This window comes from Blautia sp. JLR.GB0024, from assembly GCF_037000545.1.
In the GTDB taxonomy this organism is placed as follows: Bacteria; Bacillota; Clostridia; order Lachnospirales; family Lachnospiraceae; genus Blautia; species Blautia celeris.
The window spans coordinates 197,129-214,963 of sequence record NZ_JBANBF010000008.1; the positions used below are offsets into that span (position 1 = coordinate 197,129).

14 protein-coding genes and 1 tRNA gene are annotated in these 17,835 nt (G+C 49.1%); 1 reads left to right on the forward strand and 14 read right to left on the reverse strand.

What is annotated here, in order from left to right:
- Window positions 1-38 precede the first annotated feature (38 nt).
- The 13 genes from dnaG to V8Q34_RS18480 all read right to left on the reverse strand — a co-directional run bounded on the left by dnaG (window position 39) and on the right by V8Q34_RS18480 (window position 15,834).
- Window positions 39-1,823 (reverse strand): DNA primase, encoded by a 1,785-nt coding sequence (gene dnaG, locus V8Q34_RS18420; RefSeq protein WP_033143552.1) that lies wholly within the window; start codon window positions 1,821-1,823, stop codon window positions 39-41.
- Window positions 1,824-2,831: a deoxyguanosinetriphosphate triphosphohydrolase gene (locus V8Q34_RS18425; protein ID WP_033143551.1), complete on the reverse strand. Its 1,008-nt coding sequence runs from the start codon at window positions 2,829-2,831 to the stop codon at window positions 1,824-1,826.
- 214 nt (window positions 2,832-3,045) lie between these two features.
- Window positions 3,046-3,879 carry a deoxyribonuclease IV gene (locus tag V8Q34_RS18430; protein ID WP_033143550.1) on the reverse strand — a complete coding sequence of 278 codons (834 nt, stop codon included), beginning with the start codon at window positions 3,877-3,879 and terminating at the stop codon, window positions 3,046-3,048.
- A 24-nt stretch (window positions 3,880-3,903) separates the two neighbouring features.
- Window positions 3,904-4,494 carry a pentapeptide repeat-containing protein gene (locus V8Q34_RS18435; protein ID WP_335836059.1) on the reverse strand — a complete coding sequence of 197 codons (591 nt, stop codon included), beginning with the start codon at window positions 4,492-4,494 and terminating at the stop codon, window positions 3,904-3,906.
- Between the two features lie 428 nt (window positions 4,495-4,922).
- A tRNA-Leu gene (locus V8Q34_RS18440) sits at window positions 4,923-5,006 on the reverse strand.
- Window positions 5,007-5,110: 104 nt separating this feature from the next.
- On the reverse strand, window positions 5,111-6,073 hold the full coding sequence (locus V8Q34_RS18445; protein WP_335836060.1) for an amidohydrolase family protein: 963 nt from the start codon (window positions 6,071-6,073) through the stop codon (window positions 5,111-5,113).
- 1,094 nt (window positions 6,074-7,167) lie between these two features.
- Window positions 7,168-8,157 carry an aldose 1-epimerase family protein gene (locus V8Q34_RS18450; protein WP_335836061.1) on the reverse strand — a complete coding sequence of 330 codons (990 nt, stop codon included), beginning with the start codon at window positions 8,155-8,157 and terminating at the stop codon, window positions 7,168-7,170.
- A gap of 226 nt (window positions 8,158-8,383) precedes the next feature.
- Entirely contained in the window at window positions 8,384-9,880 is a 1,497-nt protein-coding gene (gene glpK / locus V8Q34_RS18455) for a glycerol kinase GlpK (RefSeq protein ID WP_033143412.1), read from the reverse strand.
- A 176-nt stretch (window positions 9,881-10,056) separates the two neighbouring features.
- A complete protein-coding gene (locus V8Q34_RS18460) occupies window positions 10,057-10,737 on the reverse strand; it encodes a D-lyxose/D-mannose family sugar isomerase (RefSeq protein WP_148393547.1) in 681 nt (226 codons plus the stop codon).
- Between the two features lie 92 nt (window positions 10,738-10,829).
- A complete protein-coding gene (locus V8Q34_RS18465; protein ID WP_033143414.1) occupies window positions 10,830-11,078 on the reverse strand; it encodes a helix-turn-helix domain-containing protein in 249 nt (82 codons plus the stop codon).
- A gap of 124 nt (window positions 11,079-11,202) precedes the next feature.
- Window positions 11,203-13,194, reverse strand: coding sequence for a KUP/HAK/KT family potassium transporter (locus V8Q34_RS18470; protein ID WP_148393546.1), 1,992 nt, complete (start codon window positions 13,192-13,194; stop codon window positions 11,203-11,205).
- An 18-nt stretch (window positions 13,195-13,212) separates the two neighbouring features.
- On the reverse strand, window positions 13,213-15,378 hold the full coding sequence (secF, locus tag V8Q34_RS18475; protein WP_335836063.1) for a protein translocase subunit SecF: 2,166 nt from the start codon (window positions 15,376-15,378) through the stop codon (window positions 13,213-13,215).
- 33 nt (window positions 15,379-15,411) lie between these two features.
- Window positions 15,412-15,834, reverse strand: a complete 423-nt coding sequence (locus V8Q34_RS18480) for a hypothetical protein (RefSeq protein ID WP_256139468.1) — start codon at window positions 15,832-15,834, stop codon at window positions 15,412-15,414.
- A 139-nt stretch (window positions 15,835-15,973) separates the two neighbouring features.
- On the opposite strand from V8Q34_RS18480, the gene V8Q34_RS18485 reads away from it, so the two are divergent.
- Complete coding sequence (locus V8Q34_RS18485; RefSeq protein WP_335836064.1) at window positions 15,974-16,894, forward strand: carboxypeptidase regulatory-like domain-containing protein; 921 nt, start codon at window positions 15,974-15,976, stop codon at window positions 16,892-16,894.
- Between the two features lie 478 nt (window positions 16,895-17,372).
- Here the strand turns inward: V8Q34_RS18485 and V8Q34_RS18490 are convergent.
- The coding region (locus tag V8Q34_RS18490; RefSeq protein WP_335836065.1) for a peptidoglycan recognition protein family protein at window positions 17,373-17,835 on the reverse strand (463 nt) is incomplete at its 5' end.

Consider the following 17,835-nt stretch of genomic DNA (forward strand, 5'->3'; position numbering starts at 1 on the left):
AATGTTCCATCCTCTCATTACTTAATTATATCTTTGCCTCAATCAAAAGAAATATGCAGTGTTACCTTTCCACTTTCAATTTCTTCCAGATGTTTTTTTGCCTCTACAAGTCTCTGCAGGCCTGCAATGTCCGTCGGCGCCAGAGACTGGCTCTGGTGCGCAATGCTGTCCCGTTTCATCCTGCAGACGGTTTCCCGAAGAGCGCGCCTGCGCTCCTGGTCATTTTCCAGATGCAGGGTTGCGTGAAATAAGGATGTAACTTCCTTTTGTTCTTCGCTGTCAGTGAACCGGTTCAAAAGCTTAGCCGGATTGACCTCCCCTTGTTCGTGCTGTTCAAATAAAAGTTCTGCCACCTGGTGAAACAGGGGCGTTGTAAAATCATCCGGGCCTATATAGCCCTCAATGGTGTCAAACATTTTCGGATAGGAGGTAAGCCAGGTCAGCATCAGCTTCTGGGAAGCGTCTCTGCCGTCCTCTTTCTTCTCCCGTTTCCGCTCTTTTGCAGGGGCCTTCGGTTTTGCCGAGATGCCCGTGCCTGACAGGGCCAGGTTATTCACCATGCGCCGCAGGTCTTCATAACGTATCTGGTATTTCCGGGAAATACTCTCCATGTAATTGTTACGCTCAAGTTCCTCCGGAAATTCCAGCAGTTTTTTTGCAATTGCTCTGTAAAATTCTGTTTTGTCCTCAGGGTCCGCCAGATTATACTGCCGTTCCATGACCTGTACCTCAAACAGAAAATAGTTCATAGCCTCAGAAAGCCGTTTTTCAAAAGCCTCCTGTCCCTCAGCCTTGATAAATTCATCCGGGTCCTTGTAAGGCGCCAGATTTACCACTCTGGGCTTGATGCCTGCCTCCCTGAGAATGGGAATTCCCCTGAGTGCGGCTTTCTGCCCGGCCTCATCACTGTCATAGGTGAGAAGCACTTCCTTGGTGTAGCGGCTCATAAGGCTGGCATGTCCGCTTGTAAGAGCCGTTCCCAGGGACGCCACTGCATTGGTAAAGCCTGCCTGGTGCATGGAGATCACATCCATATATCCCTCACAGACGATCAGATAGTTCTTCCTGGATTTTCTGGCAATGTTAAGCCCGTACAGGTTTCGGCTCTTGTCAAAGATCTTCGTCTCCGGTGAGTTCAGATATTTGGGCTTGGCGTCGCCCATGACGCGGCCGCCGAAACCGATCACCCGGTTATTTACATCCATAATGGGAAACATGACACGGTTCCAGAACTTGTCATGCATTCCATATCTCTCATCCGCGGAGAACAGGCCGGACTCTTTTAAAATGGCATCGGAATAGCCTTTTCCTTTCAGATACCGGTACAGGCTGTCCGAATATTTGCTGGAATAGCCAAGCCCGAAACTCTTAATGGTCTCATCCGACAATTCCCTGTTTTTCAGATACTCATAAGCCTGCCTGCCGCTCTCCTGCTTTAATTGATAATAGTAGTAGGAGGCTGCTTTTTTGTTCACCTCCAGAAGAACCGTCTTCAAATCCGCGGCAGCCCTCTGTTCTTTGGAATACTCTCCCTCCGGCAGTTTTACCCCTGCCCGCTCAGCCAGGTATTTCACAGCCTCTATGAAGGTGAAATTCTCATACTCCATTATAAAGGTGAACACATTTCCCCCTGCCCCGCACCCGAAGCAGTAATACATCTGCTTGCCGGGGCTTACGGAAAAGGAGGGTGATTTTTCATTGTGGAAAGGGCACAGGCCAAAGTAGGAACTGCCCTTTTTCTGCAGCCGCACATAACCGGAAATGACATCCACAATGTCATTTTTCATGCGGACTTCTTCAATTATGTCATCGGAATAAAACATCTAGTAAACACTCCATCCTTTCGGAACAAAAATATCCCTGAATTTTTCCATGGAATATTGATCCGTCATACCGGAAATATAGTCACAGACAACCCGGTTCATCTCCTCACCGTCCCTAAGCAGCCGTTTATACTCCTCGGACATCTGATCCGGCTTGGTGCTGTAGTAGCCGTACAGGGCTTCCACCAGGTTCTCCGCCTTTTCCTCTTCCTCTTTCGCAACGGGATTCAGATAGACATTCTGGAACATAATGTTCCGAAGGTCACGCAGTCCCTCCTCAATCTCAGGGGACATGCGTATGGTATCTTTCCCTCTGCTGTTGTCCACAATATCATGAATAAAGGTGTTAAGCCGTTCTTTTGTGTTCTCACCCAGTAAAAGGCGCAGGGTAATGGGAATATCATCTTCTGTGATGACCCCTGCCCGCTGGGCATCATCCATATCGTGATGGATATAGGATATCTTGTCGCAGAGCCGTACGATCTGTCCCTCCAGGGTATGGGGAGAACCGCTGGTCCTGTGGTTCAGGATTCCGTCCCGCACCTCCCAGGTAAGATTGAGTCCCTCGCCGTTCTTCTCCAGACACTCCACCACTCGAATGCTCTGCCTGTAATGGGCAAATCCAAGAGGGCAGACCCTGTCAAGGGCTCTCTCCCCCGCATGTCCGAAGGGCGTATGCCCCAGATCATGCCCCAGAGCAATGGCCTCAACCAGATCATCATTCAGCCTCAGGGCCTTCGCAATGGTTCTGGCAGTCTGGGAAACTTCCAGGGTATGGGTCAGACGGTTCCTGTAGTGATCCCCCTGAGGCGCCAGAAAGACCTGGGTCTTATCCTTCAGTCTCCGAAAAGACTTACAGTGCAGGATCCTGTCCCGGTCCCGCTGGTAGACCGTCCGGATATCACACTCCTCCTCATAACGGTCCCTGCCCCTGCTGTCCCTGCTGTGGGCAGCATAAGGACTTAACAGTTCCATCTCCCTTTGTTCCATTTCCTCACGGATATTCATTCGGCAGCTCACCTTCTCTCTTCAAAAGCAAAGCCAGTAAAAAAACTTTCTCATATATATTATTACGCATAAAACAGGGATTTCCTTTTTCTTTGGCAAAAATTTCGCAATTTTTTTCTTTCCCCGCACATTCCCTCATAAACAGCAAAAATTTCCCGGCAGAGCGGCCAATCTTTTTCCTCTGCCGGGAAATTCGTGCATATCTCCCGTAATTCTACTCCATATATGCCTCTTTCAGCATGGCGATCTCCCTTGCGTATCCCTCCAGGTCGTTGGGTGTCTCCAGATAAAAGGGCAGTTTTCTCAAACTCGGGTGATTGATGATCCGCTTCATGGCCTCAAATCCAATCTTTCCCTCTCCGATTTTGGCATGTCTGTCCTTATGGCTCCCAAACCCGAACATACTGTCATTCAAATGTACCGCCTTCAGCCTGTCAAGTCCTATCACTCGGTCAAACTCTGTCAGGACACCGTCCAGGTCCCCCACAATATCGTATCCGCCGTCATACACATGGCAGGTATCCAGACACACTCCCATTTTCTCCTGAAGCTCCACCCGGTCCAGGATCTCTCTTAACTCCTCAAAGGTCCTGCCCACCTCACTGCCCTTTCCGGCCATGGTTTCAAGCAGCACTGTGGTCCGCTGTTCCTTTGAAAGAATCTCATTCAGCATCCCGGCTATATAGGTGATCCCAATCTCTACCCCCTGCTTCACATGGCTGCCCGGATGAAAATTGTAACAGTTTCCCGGCGTGTATTCCATTCTCTTTAAATCATCCGCCATGGTGTTTTTGGCAAACTCCCGGATTCCCTCATCCGCGGAACAGCCATTCAGAGTATAAGGCGCGTGGGCAAGAATACAGGGAAAATCCTGCTCCTGTGCAAGCTTCAAAAACTTTTCCACATCCTCCTCCTTTATCTCCTTCGCCTTACCGCCTCTGGGGTTTCTGGTAAAAAACTGAAAGGTGTTTGCCTGTATCTTAACCGCTTCTTTCCCCATGGCCTCGTATCCTTTGGCTGAGGATAAATGACATCCTATTGTCAGCATATAATTTCCTCCGTTTTCTCTTTATCAATACTCTATCTCAATTTCCAATCCGTTCAGCAGATTCACCACTTCCGGAAAAGAGAACCTGGCTCCGTTTAGTTTACATGACCGGATATCCATCTGATACCCGGCAGTTCCCCGCAAGTCCGCTTTTCTCAGGTCACATTTAAAAAATTCTGTTCCCTCAAGCTTACAGCCCTTCATTCTGCTTTCCTGAAGCCGGCAGTCCACGAACATGGAATCTGAAATCTCATTTCCTGTAAAATCAAACTTTTTCAGATTCATCTCCGAAAATGTATTATACTTCAACCGACAGCCGTAAAATCCCTTTATCGGCTCCGCAAATGCACCGTCCGGCATCAGCTCTTCCCAGTGCACACCAATTAGATTACACCTGTCAAATTCCACATACTGTATCCGGGAATGAGCCTCCGCCTCCAGGCTCATCACTGTACACTTTATAAAACTGCAGCCTGAAAAAGAACAGCTGAGGAGCCTGCAAGACTCAAAGACACAGTTTTCAAATTCACAGTCTGTAAACTTATAACCCTCAAAAATTTCATCGCTTATTTTTAAATCTTTAAATACCTGAGCTTCATAATACTTTTCTTCCATAAGTCGATGCCTCTTTTACTTTCTGCTGCTTTAGTTTTCTGTACCTTTAGTGTTCTGTACCTTTAGTGTTCTGTGCCCTTCGCTTTCTGTGCTTTTCGTTTTCTGTGCCCTTAGCGTTCTGTACCTTTTGCTTTCTGTTCCCTTAGCGTTCTGTGCCTTTCGCTTTCTGTACACTTAGCGTTCTGTATTTTGCCATCCTGTACCTTTTCTATCCTGTGCCTTATTACTCTGTCACTTCATCTACATGCTGTCATTCAAAAACAGCGGCATCTCCCATGATACCGCCGCTGTATTCCCTGCCCCTTCACGTACCTGTCCCGAATGTCTTCTGCTGTCCTGCAAAGGATCTGTTGATTCTGAATAACTTTTCACCGGAATAACAAAAATCCGAATCTGTTTCCTCTCGGAATCAAATTCGGATTTATAAATGCGGGAGATGGGACTTGAACCCACACGATCTTGCGACCACTAGATCCTTAGTCTAGCCTGTCTGCCAGTTCCAGCACTCCCGCTTTTCTCTGTCGCTCTTTGTTATCACTTCCGAACGACAAGTGAAAGTATATCACCAAATTTCGTGTTCGTCAATACCTTTTGCTAAAAAAATCTGAATTTTTTTCTAAAATTTTTTTCTAATTTTTTCCTCTCCCTCAAAAATACGCTCTTTTAAGACACTTTCATCTTCCACACATTCCCGAAAACAGCGCCATTCATCCAGCAGTCCCTGCCCATGCGGAACCAGATAGGCGCCTGCGTCGCTGCCCAGTGCCATATGTACTCCCAATTCAAATCCCCTTCTGATATTATTCTTCCCCTTCTCATAAATCCCATGCAGCAGTTCATCCGAAAACCTTTCGCACCCAAACATATTTGCCACCACAGTGATCGTAGGCACCCAGACAATATCCGATTCCGCCATCATCTGCAGTGTCTCCTCCGAAACATAATTCCCATGCTCCACGCTGTCCGCCCCGGCCCTCACCAAATCGGCCACAGGCCCGGCCCCATTCGTATGACACATCACCGCAAACCCCTCTTCATGTGCAATATGCACCATCTCCTTCACTTCCTCAAAAGGAAGCGCCTCCCCCGTAATTCCCCCATCCGTATCAAAATCCATGATTCCCGTAGTCATGATCTTAATAAAATCCCCCCTGCGTGCTTTAACCTCCCTCACAAGCTCCGCATACTCCCTCATATTTTCAAATCCCTTCCCCACAATTCCCCCGTAACACCCTTTCCTGTGTATGGCAAAAATCGGCGTCCGGTAATCAATCCCATACTCCGGCGCAATCTCCCTTGCCCTTTCCGAGACCCCCAGATAGTCCCCTCCATCCCTCACAAACGCAATCCCCTTCTCCCGATACATATCAAAATGCCTCCGGATCACCCCTTCATCCACCCCATTCAAATGCCTCTTCACAGCCTCTTTGTAATTTACTCCATCCATAAACACATGCGCATGACACTCCCCAAACATCCTCTGCCTCTCGACAAACATCTCCCCTGCCCTTTCTGTCTCCCCAACTCCATTCACATCCTCATCTCTCATAACCCAAACATCCTCCTTTCTCAACTTCATCTCTATTTCTCTTTTCCTTCACAAACCATCTCAGCTTTCCGGCTACTATCGTCTTAACACAATCCCCCGCCAAAAGCAACCCTCATCCATACTTTCACTTCATCATCACCCGCTTATCACAGAAACTCCAGAAAACCCCGGCCCTTCCAGTGAGTCTGTCTTGCCCTATAAGAGATTACCTGCTATTCCCTTCCAATATCTTAGAATTATAGGCATTTCTGGAGATTCTGACCCGATTCTCTTCCTGTTTTACCTACTATTCATTTCTATCATTTTAGAATTATAGGTATTTCTTAAGTTTCTGTCCAACTTTTCTTCCTGCTTTACCTGCTATTCATATCTAACATCTTAGAATTATAGGTATTTCTTAAGTTTCTGTCCAACTTTTCTTCCTGCTTTACCTGCTATTCATATCTAACATCTTAGGATTATAGGTATTTCTTAAGTTTCTAACCAACTTTTCTTCCTGCTTTACCTATATTTCAATTCAACATCTTAAAATTATAGGTATTTCTTAAGTTTCTGACCAATTTTTCTTCCTGCTTTACCTATATTTCAATCCAACATCTTAAAATTATAGGTATCCCTTAAGTTTCTGGCCAGATTTTCTTCTTACTTTACCTACTATTTCAATTCAACATCTTAAAATTATAGGCATTCCTTAATATTCCACCTTTTTCTTTAACCTACCATACATTAACATCATCATTATTTCATTTCACAAAGCCTCCCCACACACATCTCAAATTCCCGCCATCCTCTCACAAGTCCCCGCCATAAATAACCAGGCGCAGGAGAGCGGATGTGGAAGGGGCCGGCAGGTGGGTTCCCCCGGAAAGGTGTTCCAGAGGAAGCTTAGTCTTACTTAGGAAAAAATGGAGTGCCGGGCAAGGAGACCATTTGGATTACCATCCAAATGGTCAGGGCAGTTGAGCCTTTCAGCCATCAGGGCTGGAAGGCGGTTCTGCCCGGTGCCTTGTCCGGCGCTCCATTTTTTTCTTAGTAAGACTTGCTGACGGCGGCAGCTTTCCGGGGGAACCCACCTGCCGGCCCCTTCCGCATCCGCTCTCCTGTGCCGTCCGCCATTTCCCCCGCTATTCCACCCTAATTCCCAGTTCCACCACCTTCTTCTCCCCAGCCAATATCCTCCGAAGCGTCCCATTCTCCTCTTCCCATTTCTGCCCGTCCACATGACAATTACAAGGCTCCAGTCCTACAACATAATCCCCTGATGCCATGGACTTCCACTGCGTAAAATTCGGCAGCTCCTCTCCTGAAAACTCCACACATATCCCCATTCCAAGCGCAGGATTTTTCACCCGCACACGCGCCTTGCCGTCCTCATCAAAACGAATCTTATGATAAAACACTTCCTCCGGCAGCAGATCCACCGCTTCCCCCACAAGGTTCCACGGACGCTCTGTCTCCTTATCCTCCCCCTTCAGCACCGTTTCCACAGCCGGCACCTCGATCACACTCCCCGCATCCAGCAGCGGATATCCCACATTACAATGATACAACAGCATGAAAGGCTCATCCCCATACCCTTCATTCACATACTCATCATGGATCTTCACCTCACTGCTACCAAGCTCGGCAGAAATCGTCCGCCTCAGCACGATATTCTCCCCGAACAGCGCAGCCTGCCGCATCTCCCCCGAAATCATGATCCGGTACACATCCCCGTCCCAAAAAGCGTCGGCACACACATGCTCCGCCGGGGTAGAACGCAGATACCCATGCATGGGAAGCGGTGCGTCCGGGTTCAGATCCGGTCTTCCCACATTACTGGTACCACAGGTAAAAAACATGCCCCCCATGATACTTTTCTGCGCCTCAAATCCATTACTGTCAAACCTCTGCCCGTTCATAAGCCCCGGCTTGCTGAGGAAATTAAGATTCACCCCTTTATAGGACATCTCCACAATATCCAGGCACTTATCCGCAGCCACGGTAAAAGCCAGTTCCCCTGCCTTCACCTCATAAGCACGAAGGCCTGCTGCTGCACCCTCCTCAAAAGTCACCTTTCTCACATATGCCATTTGCTGCATACTTCCCATTTTTTTCATCAAATCTCTGTTCATCTTCCGCTCCCTTTCCTTTACAGCAAAAATCCCCGTCATCCGGGGACTTCTGCCTTATCCTGTTACGTTACTGTTCACTGCGTGTCCAGCAACACGCTTCGCGATGCACAGATATGGAGCATTCCGCTCCATATGGCGCTGGCTGCCTCGGGATTTTGCTTCGCATCGCGCAGCATCCCCTTGGGGAAAACACCTCCCGGGACATTGGCTGTGAATAGTACCCCTGTTACTCCTCTTTTGCCCATCCGTAAGAACATTTCACGGCCCTTTCCCAGCCCTTCATCTTCTTATTCCGCTCTTCCATGGAGATAACCGGCTCAAAAGTCCTCTCAATCTCCCAGTTCTTTACAATCTCATTCTTATCCTTCCAATACCCCACAGCCAGTCCGGCCAGATACGCCGCGCCCATGGCTGTAGTCTCCACACACTGGGGCCTCTTTACCGGAACCTGTACCATATCCGCCTGTGTCTGCATAAGGAAATTGTTGGCGCTGGCACCGCCGTCCACCTTCAGGGAGGCCAGAGGAATGCCGGAATCCGCCTCCATTGCCCGCACCACATCATGCACCTGATAAGCCAGGGATTCCAGTGTGGCGCGGATAATATGATATTTGTTCACTCCTCTTGTAAGACCCACAATGATTCCTCTTGCATACTGATCCCAGTAAGGCGCTCCCAGCCCTGTAAACGCAGGAACCACATAACAGCCATGGGTATCCTTCACCTTCCTTGCCATGTACTCAGAGTCCTCTGCGCTGTCAATGATACGCAGCTCGTCGCGAAGCCACTGGATCGCCGCGCCTGCCACGAAGACAGAGCCCTCCAGGGCATAATTCACCTTTCCGTCCAATCCCCAGGCAATGGTGGTCACAAGCCCGTTTTTGGAAAATACAGGCTTCTCCCCTGTATTCATCAGCAGAAAACAACCTGTTCCATACGTATTCTTTGCCTCTCCTTCCAAAAAACAGGTCTGTCCAAACAGCGCGGACTGCTGGTCTCCCGCCGCTCCGGCTATGGGAATCTCCCCGCCGAAAAAGCTTGCATCCGCCATACCGTAGACACAACTGGAAGGCTTCACCTCAGGCAGCATGCACCTGGGAATATCCAGCTCCTTTAAAATCTCCTCATCCCACTCCAGTTTGTTGATATTATACAGAAGGGTTCTGGACGCATTGGAATAATCCGTCACATGGACCGCACCCTTTGTCATCTTCCAGATCAGCCAGGTCTCCACTGTTCCAAAGAGCAGCTCGCCTCTCTCGGCCCGCTCTCTGGCGCCATCCACATGGTCCAGAATCCATTTAACCTTGGTACCTGAAAAATAGGCGTCAATGATCAGGCCTGTCTTCTCCCTGAAAACCTCTGTAAGCCCCTTATCCTTCAGGGAATCACAGTATTCCGAGGTCCTTCTGCACTGCCACACAATGGCATGGTATACCGGCTCGCCTGTATTTTTATCCCAGACGATCGCTGTCTCCCTCTGGTTTGTGATGCCGATACCTGCAATATCCTTTGCCTCCACGCCCACCTTCTGCATGGCTTCCACAGCCACGCCGAGCTGTGTGGACCAGATCTCATTTGCATCGTGCTCCACCCAGCCGGGCTTTGGAAAATACTGTGTGAACTCTTTCTGGGCCACACTAATCATCTCACCCTTTTCGTTGAAAAGAATACACCGGTTGCTTGTCGTTCCTGCGTCCAGGGCCATCATGTACTTTGCCATATGTAAAAATCCTCCATGTTTTCTCTTACCGGTACTTCCCCAAGAGCGTATCTGAACCTTGTACACTTCAGCACCGGCAGGTGGTATATTTGGGGTTTCACGAACAAAAGCTGTCCAGCCAGAAAGAATTTTTCTCTCTGGCCTGACAGCTCTTTGTCTCAATTCTCCTCGAGCATTTATTTTGCCTTGGGATATTCTGTACAGAGCAGACGGTACGGTGCCTCGTCCTCCTCTATCTCAGGAAATCTGCCGATAGGCTCATAAAAACGGTTGTCATTTTCATCGTCATTGCACATGGAAACTTCGCCTAACAGCACCGGTCCTGTGCCCGGCTCCAGCTCAAAATCATGATACATATACGGATAAACGGTGATGCTCTCACCCGGCTGCAGCTTCACCTGGGTACCTGCCGGCACGGTAAACTCCCTGCCGTCACAGTTGACTGTCACATCCGTGTCAGCGAACCGGCCGTCCTCTGTGGAGTTGTATACACGGATCAGAACGTTGCCGCCCCCTCTGTTGATAATATCCTCCATCTTGTTCCAGTGGAAATGCATGGGCGCCATCTGTTCCTCTTTTATGTACAGCAGTTTCTCCGCATAGGTCTTTGTATACTTATCCATTTTCAGGTTGCCGTTTCTTAAGGTAATGAGGGAGAATCCCACCTCATCAAACCTGCCCAGGCCGTAATCGGTAATGTCCCAGCCCAGCATATTATCACGAATCTCGTCGTACTCGCTGCCTTTTTCCTTCCAGTCTTCCGGTGTAAAATGGCAGAATGGCGGAAGTTTGAAACAGCACTTGTTGACCATCTCCTCCATCTCTTTCAGCGCTGCATTGATTTCTGAACGTTTCATAAATTCTTTATCCTTTCTGTCTCTTATCTGATTCCTATTTTAGCGCTTCCAATGGTATTTTTCAACAACAAAAAAGGATTTTTGCCTTCCCTTTATAATATATTTATCTCACTGCGGAAAGCAAACAGTTTCCAGGTCTTGATCTCCAGCGCGTCAGCCACTTTCAGCAGGGTTTCCACGGAAATCTGTGTGGGCATTTTCGGCGCCTCAATATTGCTGATATGTGTTCTGCTTATGCCCACCATCTGGGCAAGCTGTGCCTGCGTGATTCCTTTCAGTTTTCTGTAATAGGCTATATTGAGCCCCAGTTCCATTAATTGTGCATTAATATCTTCACTCATATCATTCACTCCTTTTCTACTATTTTGTAGAAAAGTGCAGTGCCTATCCATACCTTATTTATGACTATTTTCAGCATTTCAGCACAATTTGACAGTTTGCACACATTTGGCGGTGTTTTGCAGGTCAGACACGCCTTAAAGGACGCAGATTTTTCATCTTGATAAACAGCGGAACATATTCCAGGATCAGGGCAGAATTTTCCAGACCGTACCATCTGGCGGAGGAGCCGGCCACACGGCGGATGGCATATTTCAGCGAGACAGCCGCCCGCCCTGCCGGTGTAATATCGCTCTCCGGTATGAGCAGTTTCCGGATTAGGCAGAACTGGAAGCTCCCCACTTCCCCGGACCCGTAGATGGAGTATTTCGGCTCCTGGGAGGGAAGTTCATTGCTGTCAATCAGCTCCTCCACGATCTGCCGCAGATACACATTCACCCTCTGGTCCACCTTGAACCCCAGGCGGAGCTGAATCTTGAAAATATAATCCGTTTCGAAATTCTCCACCGTATACTCCCTGGTATACGGCTGGTCCGTGACCTGGATGTTGATAAACCAGTAGGCCCTGGCACGCTTTGGACGGTCCAGAACAGAATACAGAATATCCCGGTCCAGTTCCTCCACCTGTGTCTCCTTGGTAATATAGACAAGGTTATCCGTCTGGATGGGTATGCCGGTATCCGCCCTTAATCTGCCCAGCTGTCCCACAAAGTCACGGACTTTCAGATAGACTGCCTGGGAATTTTCTATGGCAGTCCCCCTGTACCACACCACCATAATCCCAAAAAGGACCGCAGCGATAAACAGCGCCACATAGCCTCCCCTTTTAAACTTGCTCAGACTGGAAAGGAAAAATGTCCCCTCCAGCCCTCCGAAAAATAACAGAAACAGCCGGGAACTCCTGTATTTTTTCCTGATCCTGTTCAGGTAAACAAACAAAAGCAGGGTCGTCATCAGCATAGTGAGCGTAATGGCCAGACCGTATGCCGCCTCCATATGGGCACTGGTCCTGAAATAAAGCACCAGCACAGAACAGGAGATCCACAGCACCAGATTGACCAGTGGGATAAAGATCTGCCCCTTGATCATGGATGGGTACACGATCTGCATATGAGGCATCAAATCCAGTCTGCTGGCCTCTGAGACCAGCGTAAAAGACCCTGTCACCAGTGCCTGTGACGCAATGACCGCGGCCATGGTTCCCAGTACAACACCCAGGGGCCGTATCTCCTCAGGCAGCATCTCAAAAAACGGGTTCATATCCGGAATGGCTCCCAGACTCTCGCTGCTTCTGTTTTTCAGCAGCCAGGCCCCCTGTCCCAGATAATTTAAGATCAGGCACATCTTAACAAAAGGCCAGCTTGCATATATATTCTGCCGCCCCACATGCCCCATATCCGAGTAAAGCGCTTCCGCCCCTGTAGTAGCCAGAAATACGCTTCCGAGAATCATAAGTCCCATCCGGTTATCCGGGCTTACCAGTATTTTCACAGCCCACAGAGGATTCAATGCCCGGAGGATTCCCGGGTCCCCCATAATATGAAAGCATCCGGCTGCTGCCAGAAAGAGAAACCACAGGGTCATAACCGGACCGAAGGCCCTTCCGATGGAGCTGGTACCTGCCTTCTGCATCAGAAAAAGGGCAGCGATGATCACAAGGGTTATGACCACGATTTTGTCCTGATCATTTCCCAGCACTTTGTAAACCCACGGAATGCTTCTGAGACCTTCAATGGCTGTGGTGACCGTCACCGCGGGAGTCAGGATTCCGTCCGCCAGAAGCGCAGCCCCTCCTATCATGGCGGGAAATACAAGCCATTTTCCGCATTTTTTCACCAGGCTGTACAGGGCAAAGATACCGCCCTCATTGTGATTGTCCGCCTGCATGGCTATCAGCACGTATTTGACGGTGGTAAGCAGGATAATGGTCCAGATGACCAGGGAAAGCGCTCCGTATATGACGACCTCCCCTGTCCCGGTGATCCCGCCGTTTCCCTCTATGATGGATTTCATCACATACATGGGGGAAGTCCCGATATCCCCGTAGACCACTCCCACAGAAATTAAAACCGCACCTGCACTGAAGGGTATCCCTGTCTCTCTCTGTGCATCCTTCATCTCAAACACCCTTTCCCTTTATTTCTTCTTTTTCTGCTTATGCTCTTCCCAGCACACCCAAAGAGGGCCTACAATACATACGGAAGAGTAACATCCGCTGATCATCCCCGCCAGAAGCGGCAGAGAAAATACCTGGATGGATTCAATATGGTAAAAAACAGAAAACAGATAAATGATAAACACGCAGGCCACAACGGTAAAGGCTGTATTGACAGACCGCCCCAGCGTCTCCGTGATGCTTCTGTCCACCAGCTTTGCCAGCGTCTCCCCTTTTTCCCTGTCCTTTTGGTTCTCCCGGATCCTGTCATAGAGAACAATGGTGTCATTGATAGAATACCCGATAATGGTCAGGGTCACGGCCACAAAGGCATCATTCACCGGAATCCTGCACACGCCGAACACAAACACCACGATGAGGATATCGTGCAGAAGTGCCGCCACAGCCGAGATCCCCGCCGCAAGCCCGGACATGGAGGAAAACCGTATCCTTATATATATGACGATAAACAGAGCGGAAAGTACAATGGCAATGACGGAATTTTTAAGCGCCTTTGCCCCGATATAAGGCTCCACCGCATACGTTTCAGAGAGCTTATACTCCTGTCCTCCCTCCGCGTTCAGTGTCTTTGTCACCTCCTGCTGTTCCTTAGGTGAAAGCCCCTTATTTCCGGCCAGCGTCACTGCCAGTTTCTGCTGCCCGCTTGCCGGGTCCCGGGTGATCTGCATGTTGGCAGGCCGTTCCAGCACGGTTTCCACCTTCTCCTTCAGCTTTTCCATATCCGCATTTCCTGTAAAGGTATATTTCAGGATAACGCCTCCGGTAAACTGTGTATCCAGCTTCATACCGTTTGCCGCGCTCAGTATGGACCCTGCAAAGAGCACACAGGCGGTAAAAAGGAAGATCCATCTGCGTTTTCCCGAAAAGTCCAGAATCTTTCTCTCCCTTTTTTTGCGGAACATGGACGGGCGTTTGAAAAATTTATACTGCACCACAGAGGTGAGCATGGTTCTGGACATCCACACTCCCGCAAACAGGTTGATCACAACACCGGTAAACAGGGTATATCCAAAGCTCAGCATAGTTCCCGAGCCGAACATCATGAGGATGACAGCCACAGCCGCTGTGGTGATGTTTCCGTCCAGCACAGAGGAAAATGCTCTCTGGTATCCATTTCTGACTGCTGCCTTTACCGATGCCCCGTGCATCAGCTCCTCACTGATCCGCTCACTTATGATAATATTGGCATCCACTGCCATGCCTGCCGAGAGGATCAGCCCCGCAATTCCGGGAAGTGTGATGGTATACTGGGGAACGGAGATAGCCAGCACCTGCAGTGCCATCTGAAACAGCAGCGTGACACAGCTCAGCACGCCGGGCAGCCTGTAGTAAAAGCTCATGAACAGGCATACCAGAACCATGGCCGCTGCCGCCGCTGTCACCATGGATGTTAATGCCCGGTTTCCCAGTGTGGGGCTGATGGTATTGTAATTACTGGTCTTCATGGAAAACGGAAGCGCGCCGGCATTGATCTTGTCGGAGAGCGCCTGGGCCTCTTCCCTGGAACCCATGCCATTAATGACAGCCTCTCCTCCTTCGATCTTCTGCTGCACCACCGGATTGGAAATCCGCGTATCATCCATATAGATACCGATATTCCTGCCCAGATTGTCCTCTGTGGCCTTTGCAAACTTCTCCGTGCCGCGCTTGTCAAAGTGAAGCTCCACCTTATACTCCCTGGTATCCTGGCTCTGCACCACAGAGCTGCCGGCAACATCCCGGCCCTCCACCAGCACTTTGTGGTCTTCATCCTGAAAGGTCAGCTTTGCTGTCTCTCCCAGCTCTGCAATGGCCTCCTCGGGATTAAAGTCCTTTTCATCGGATTTCCACGGAAACCTGACAAGGATTCTGCCCTTCTTTTTTTCCACGGTCACTTCCCGGTCCAGGATGTTTTTTGCATCCAGACGTCCCTCCATGATGTTTCTGGCAGATTCCAGTTCGTCTGCCGTAGGCTTTTTCGTGATGCCCACCGGCTCAAACACAGCCTCCACGCCGCCCCGGATGTCAATGCCGAACCGCATATTCCGGATGCCTTTGATGTCTTCTCCACAGCCGAAAAAGGCAATGAAAAGAAAGACAGCAATGATTCCCAGTGCTATCCATATATGTATTTTTTTATTTTTCATGTTTTCCCTGCTTTCTGTTCTAATTTTACGCGATCAGATAAAAGGGAAACTTCTCTTCTTTCCGTCCTTATACTGGACAATAAAAATCCGTTCCATGGGGGATTGGTTCAGCAGAAAGCTGCGCCTGAAAAAGGCATAGACAGAAGCCTTTGTCTCTCCGGAAAACAGAAAAACAAGGGCACAGGAAAGTAAAAGGGCAGACAGAGGAAGGAGCCTGAGAAAAAGATCCTCCTCTCCCTTATTTTTTCCGAAACAGAGACTTGAAAATGTCTCTTCTTTTTGAAGACCGGCGGACTGCTCTGTATGGACAGTCCGGGTGATGGCAATCTGACCGGATACGTCTGTCGATCCTGTTCCTGCATCCCTGTTCTCCTGCCTCTGGGAAAAAATAAAAAAGAAGCACAGTACACAAAGAAAAAATGCAATACCATAACAAACACGCTGCATCTTTTTCATGATTTGCTGTCCTCCAGTCCGTAAAGCCTCATATGTTATGAGGAATCTTAGCACAAAGTATGATTTCTGTCAATCATTCCGTCACATTTTTTCGCTGCCTGCATATCCTAAACCAACGAACTGCCATGAGGTTTTACCTATGAACTATTTTCCCATAAAAGCCATGCAGACAGACCACCCGGATGAAGGCCGTCTGAGGATTTCCGTGCTCTCCGCGATCAGGAATACCCCCATTGAAAACGCCACAATAGATATTCTCTACACGGGAGAACCATCCTCTGTTATTGATGAGCTGAAAACGGATGCCAACGGACTGACACCGGAGATCACGCTTCCCGCTCCGCCCCTGGAATACAGTATGGAACCTTCTGAGTACCAGCCCTACGCAGAATACACCTTCCACATTGAAGCCGAGGATTTCGAGCCGCTGGACATTTCCGGCGCGGAGATCCTGCCTGAGGTCACTGCCCTGCAGACCGCAAGGCTCCAGGCCCAGACGCCGGAGAACACCTTTCAGAATATTGTCATTCCGGCCCACACCCTGTTCGGCACATACCCGGAAAAAATACCCGAAGACGAGATCAAACCCATGGACGAATCCGGGGAGATTGTTCTGAGCCGGGTGGTCGTGCCGGAATTTGTGGTGGTACATGACGGCGCCCCCACAGACCCCACTGCCCAGAACTTCTATGTGCGCTACCGGGATTACATTAAAAATGTGGCATCCAGTGAGATCTACGCCACATGGCCCACAGAGACGATCCGCGCCAATGTGCTGGCTATTATGTCCTTTACCCTGAACCGGGTCTACACGGAGTGGTACCGGAATAAAGGCTATGACTTTACCATCACCTCCTCCACTGCCTTTGACCACAAGTGGATGAACGGAAGGAATATCTTTGACAGCATCTCCCGGGTGGTGGATGAGCTGTTCGCTGATTATCTCTCCAGGCCTGGCGTCAGACAGCCCATTCTCACACAATACTGTGACGGACAGCGGGTGACCTGCCCGAACTGGATGACCAAATTACAACAACATACAAATACATATGTTCAATAGGCTGGTACTTTTTACCGGCCTATCTTTTTGTTTAAATCGCCTTGACAAACAGAATGTATGTTCGTATAATTAATACATAGAGGCAAACGTTTGTTCGTTTTTTTTACTGAAAGAGGTGATTTGTGTATGAATAATATAACCTTTGAAAATCACGACGCTTACCTGCTTTATCAGGCCGCTTTGGAGCGGGACCCGAATTTGTCAGCCAAAGGAAATATGTCTGTGCGTTATGCTCTCTTCCTATATTATAGGACACACCCTGAGGAGCGGCCCAGAGGATATCGGTACACTCAATCTGCATAATGGTGTCAGCTATTTTATTATTTGCACTTGCATATTTTTAATATCTATGTTATTATAATCACGCGCACATACACTGTGCAAAATGTGATCCCTGGGGACCGGCTACGGCTGGCCCCCTTTTGTTTGCCCCGGATTATGCCGGGGCTATTTTTATATTTTAAACTCGACGTCGAGCTTACAGTGCAATCATATCCTGCCAGGTCTTTTTGCCTATGATCCCATCAGCCTTGCCGCAGGCTCCCTTGCGGTCAGTCTGATACCTCCTTGTCGCATCCTCCATCAGCGGGCCAAATCCCTTGTCCAGCTCTCCGGTGTAATATCCACGGCTCCCCAGTATTTCCTGAGCCAGCAGCACATCGTTGCCATAATCTCCGTTACCAATCTCGCGTACTCCAAACATATATACATTACCTCCTGTGGTTGTGTTATCCGGCACAGTTGTGACCGGCTTGCTGTTAATAGTTCCATTGGAGATTTCCTCAAATGGGAAATGTGCTCCCGGACAGTCCGTGCTGCCAACATCCTTGTGGCGCTGTACCAGGGAGATGCCATACTTGCCTTTGAGGTATGCCACCAGCTCCCGGCCAGCCTGAATCTGGGCTTGTCCCATGTACTCCACATTAAAAGCTCCCTCAAAA

Excerpts from the sequence above, each read along its gene's own strand:
- V8Q34_RS18470 (WP_148393546.1), bottom strand. The coding sequence starts at position 13,194 with ATGAAGGATGCACAGAGAGAGACAGGGATACCCTTCAGTGCAGGTGCG.
- V8Q34_RS18460 (WP_148393547.1), bottom strand. The coding sequence starts at position 10,737 with ATGAAACGTTCAGAAATCAATGCAGCGCTGAAAGAGATGGAGGAGATG.
- glpK (WP_033143412.1), bottom strand. The coding sequence starts at position 9,880 with ATGGCAAAGTACATGATGGCCCTGGACGCAGGAACGACAAGCAACCGG.
- V8Q34_RS18450 (WP_335836061.1), bottom strand. The coding sequence starts at position 8,157 with ATGAACAGAGATTTGATGAAAAAAATGGGAAGTATGCAGCAAATGGCA.
- dnaG (WP_033143552.1), bottom strand. The coding sequence starts at position 1,823 with ATGTTTTATTCCGATGACATAATTGAAGAAGTCCGCATGAAAAATGAC.
- secF (WP_335836063.1), bottom strand. The coding sequence starts at position 15,378 with ATGAAAAATAAAAAAATACATATATGGATAGCACTGGGAATCATTGCT.
- V8Q34_RS18485 (WP_335836064.1), top strand. The coding sequence starts at position 15,974 with ATGAACTATTTTCCCATAAAAGCCATGCAGACAGACCACCCGGATGAA.
- V8Q34_RS18480 (WP_256139468.1), bottom strand. The coding sequence starts at position 15,834 with ATGAAAAAGATGCAGCGTGTTTGTTATGGTATTGCATTTTTTCTTTGT.
- V8Q34_RS18430 (WP_033143550.1), bottom strand. The coding sequence starts at position 3,879 with ATGCTGACAATAGGATGTCATTTATCCTCAGCCAAAGGATACGAGGCC.
- V8Q34_RS18425 (WP_033143551.1), bottom strand. The coding sequence starts at position 2,831 with ATGAATATCCGTGAGGAAATGGAACAAAGGGAGATGGAACTGTTAAGT.
- V8Q34_RS18445 (WP_335836060.1), bottom strand. The coding sequence starts at position 6,073 with ATGAAGTTGAGAAAGGAGGATGTTTGGGTTATGAGAGATGAGGATGTG.
- V8Q34_RS18465 (WP_033143414.1), bottom strand. The coding sequence starts at position 11,078 with ATGAGTGAAGATATTAATGCACAATTAATGGAACTGGGGCTCAATATA.
- V8Q34_RS18435 (WP_335836059.1), bottom strand. The coding sequence starts at position 4,494 with ATGGAAGAAAAGTATTATGAAGCTCAGGTATTTAAAGATTTAAAAATA.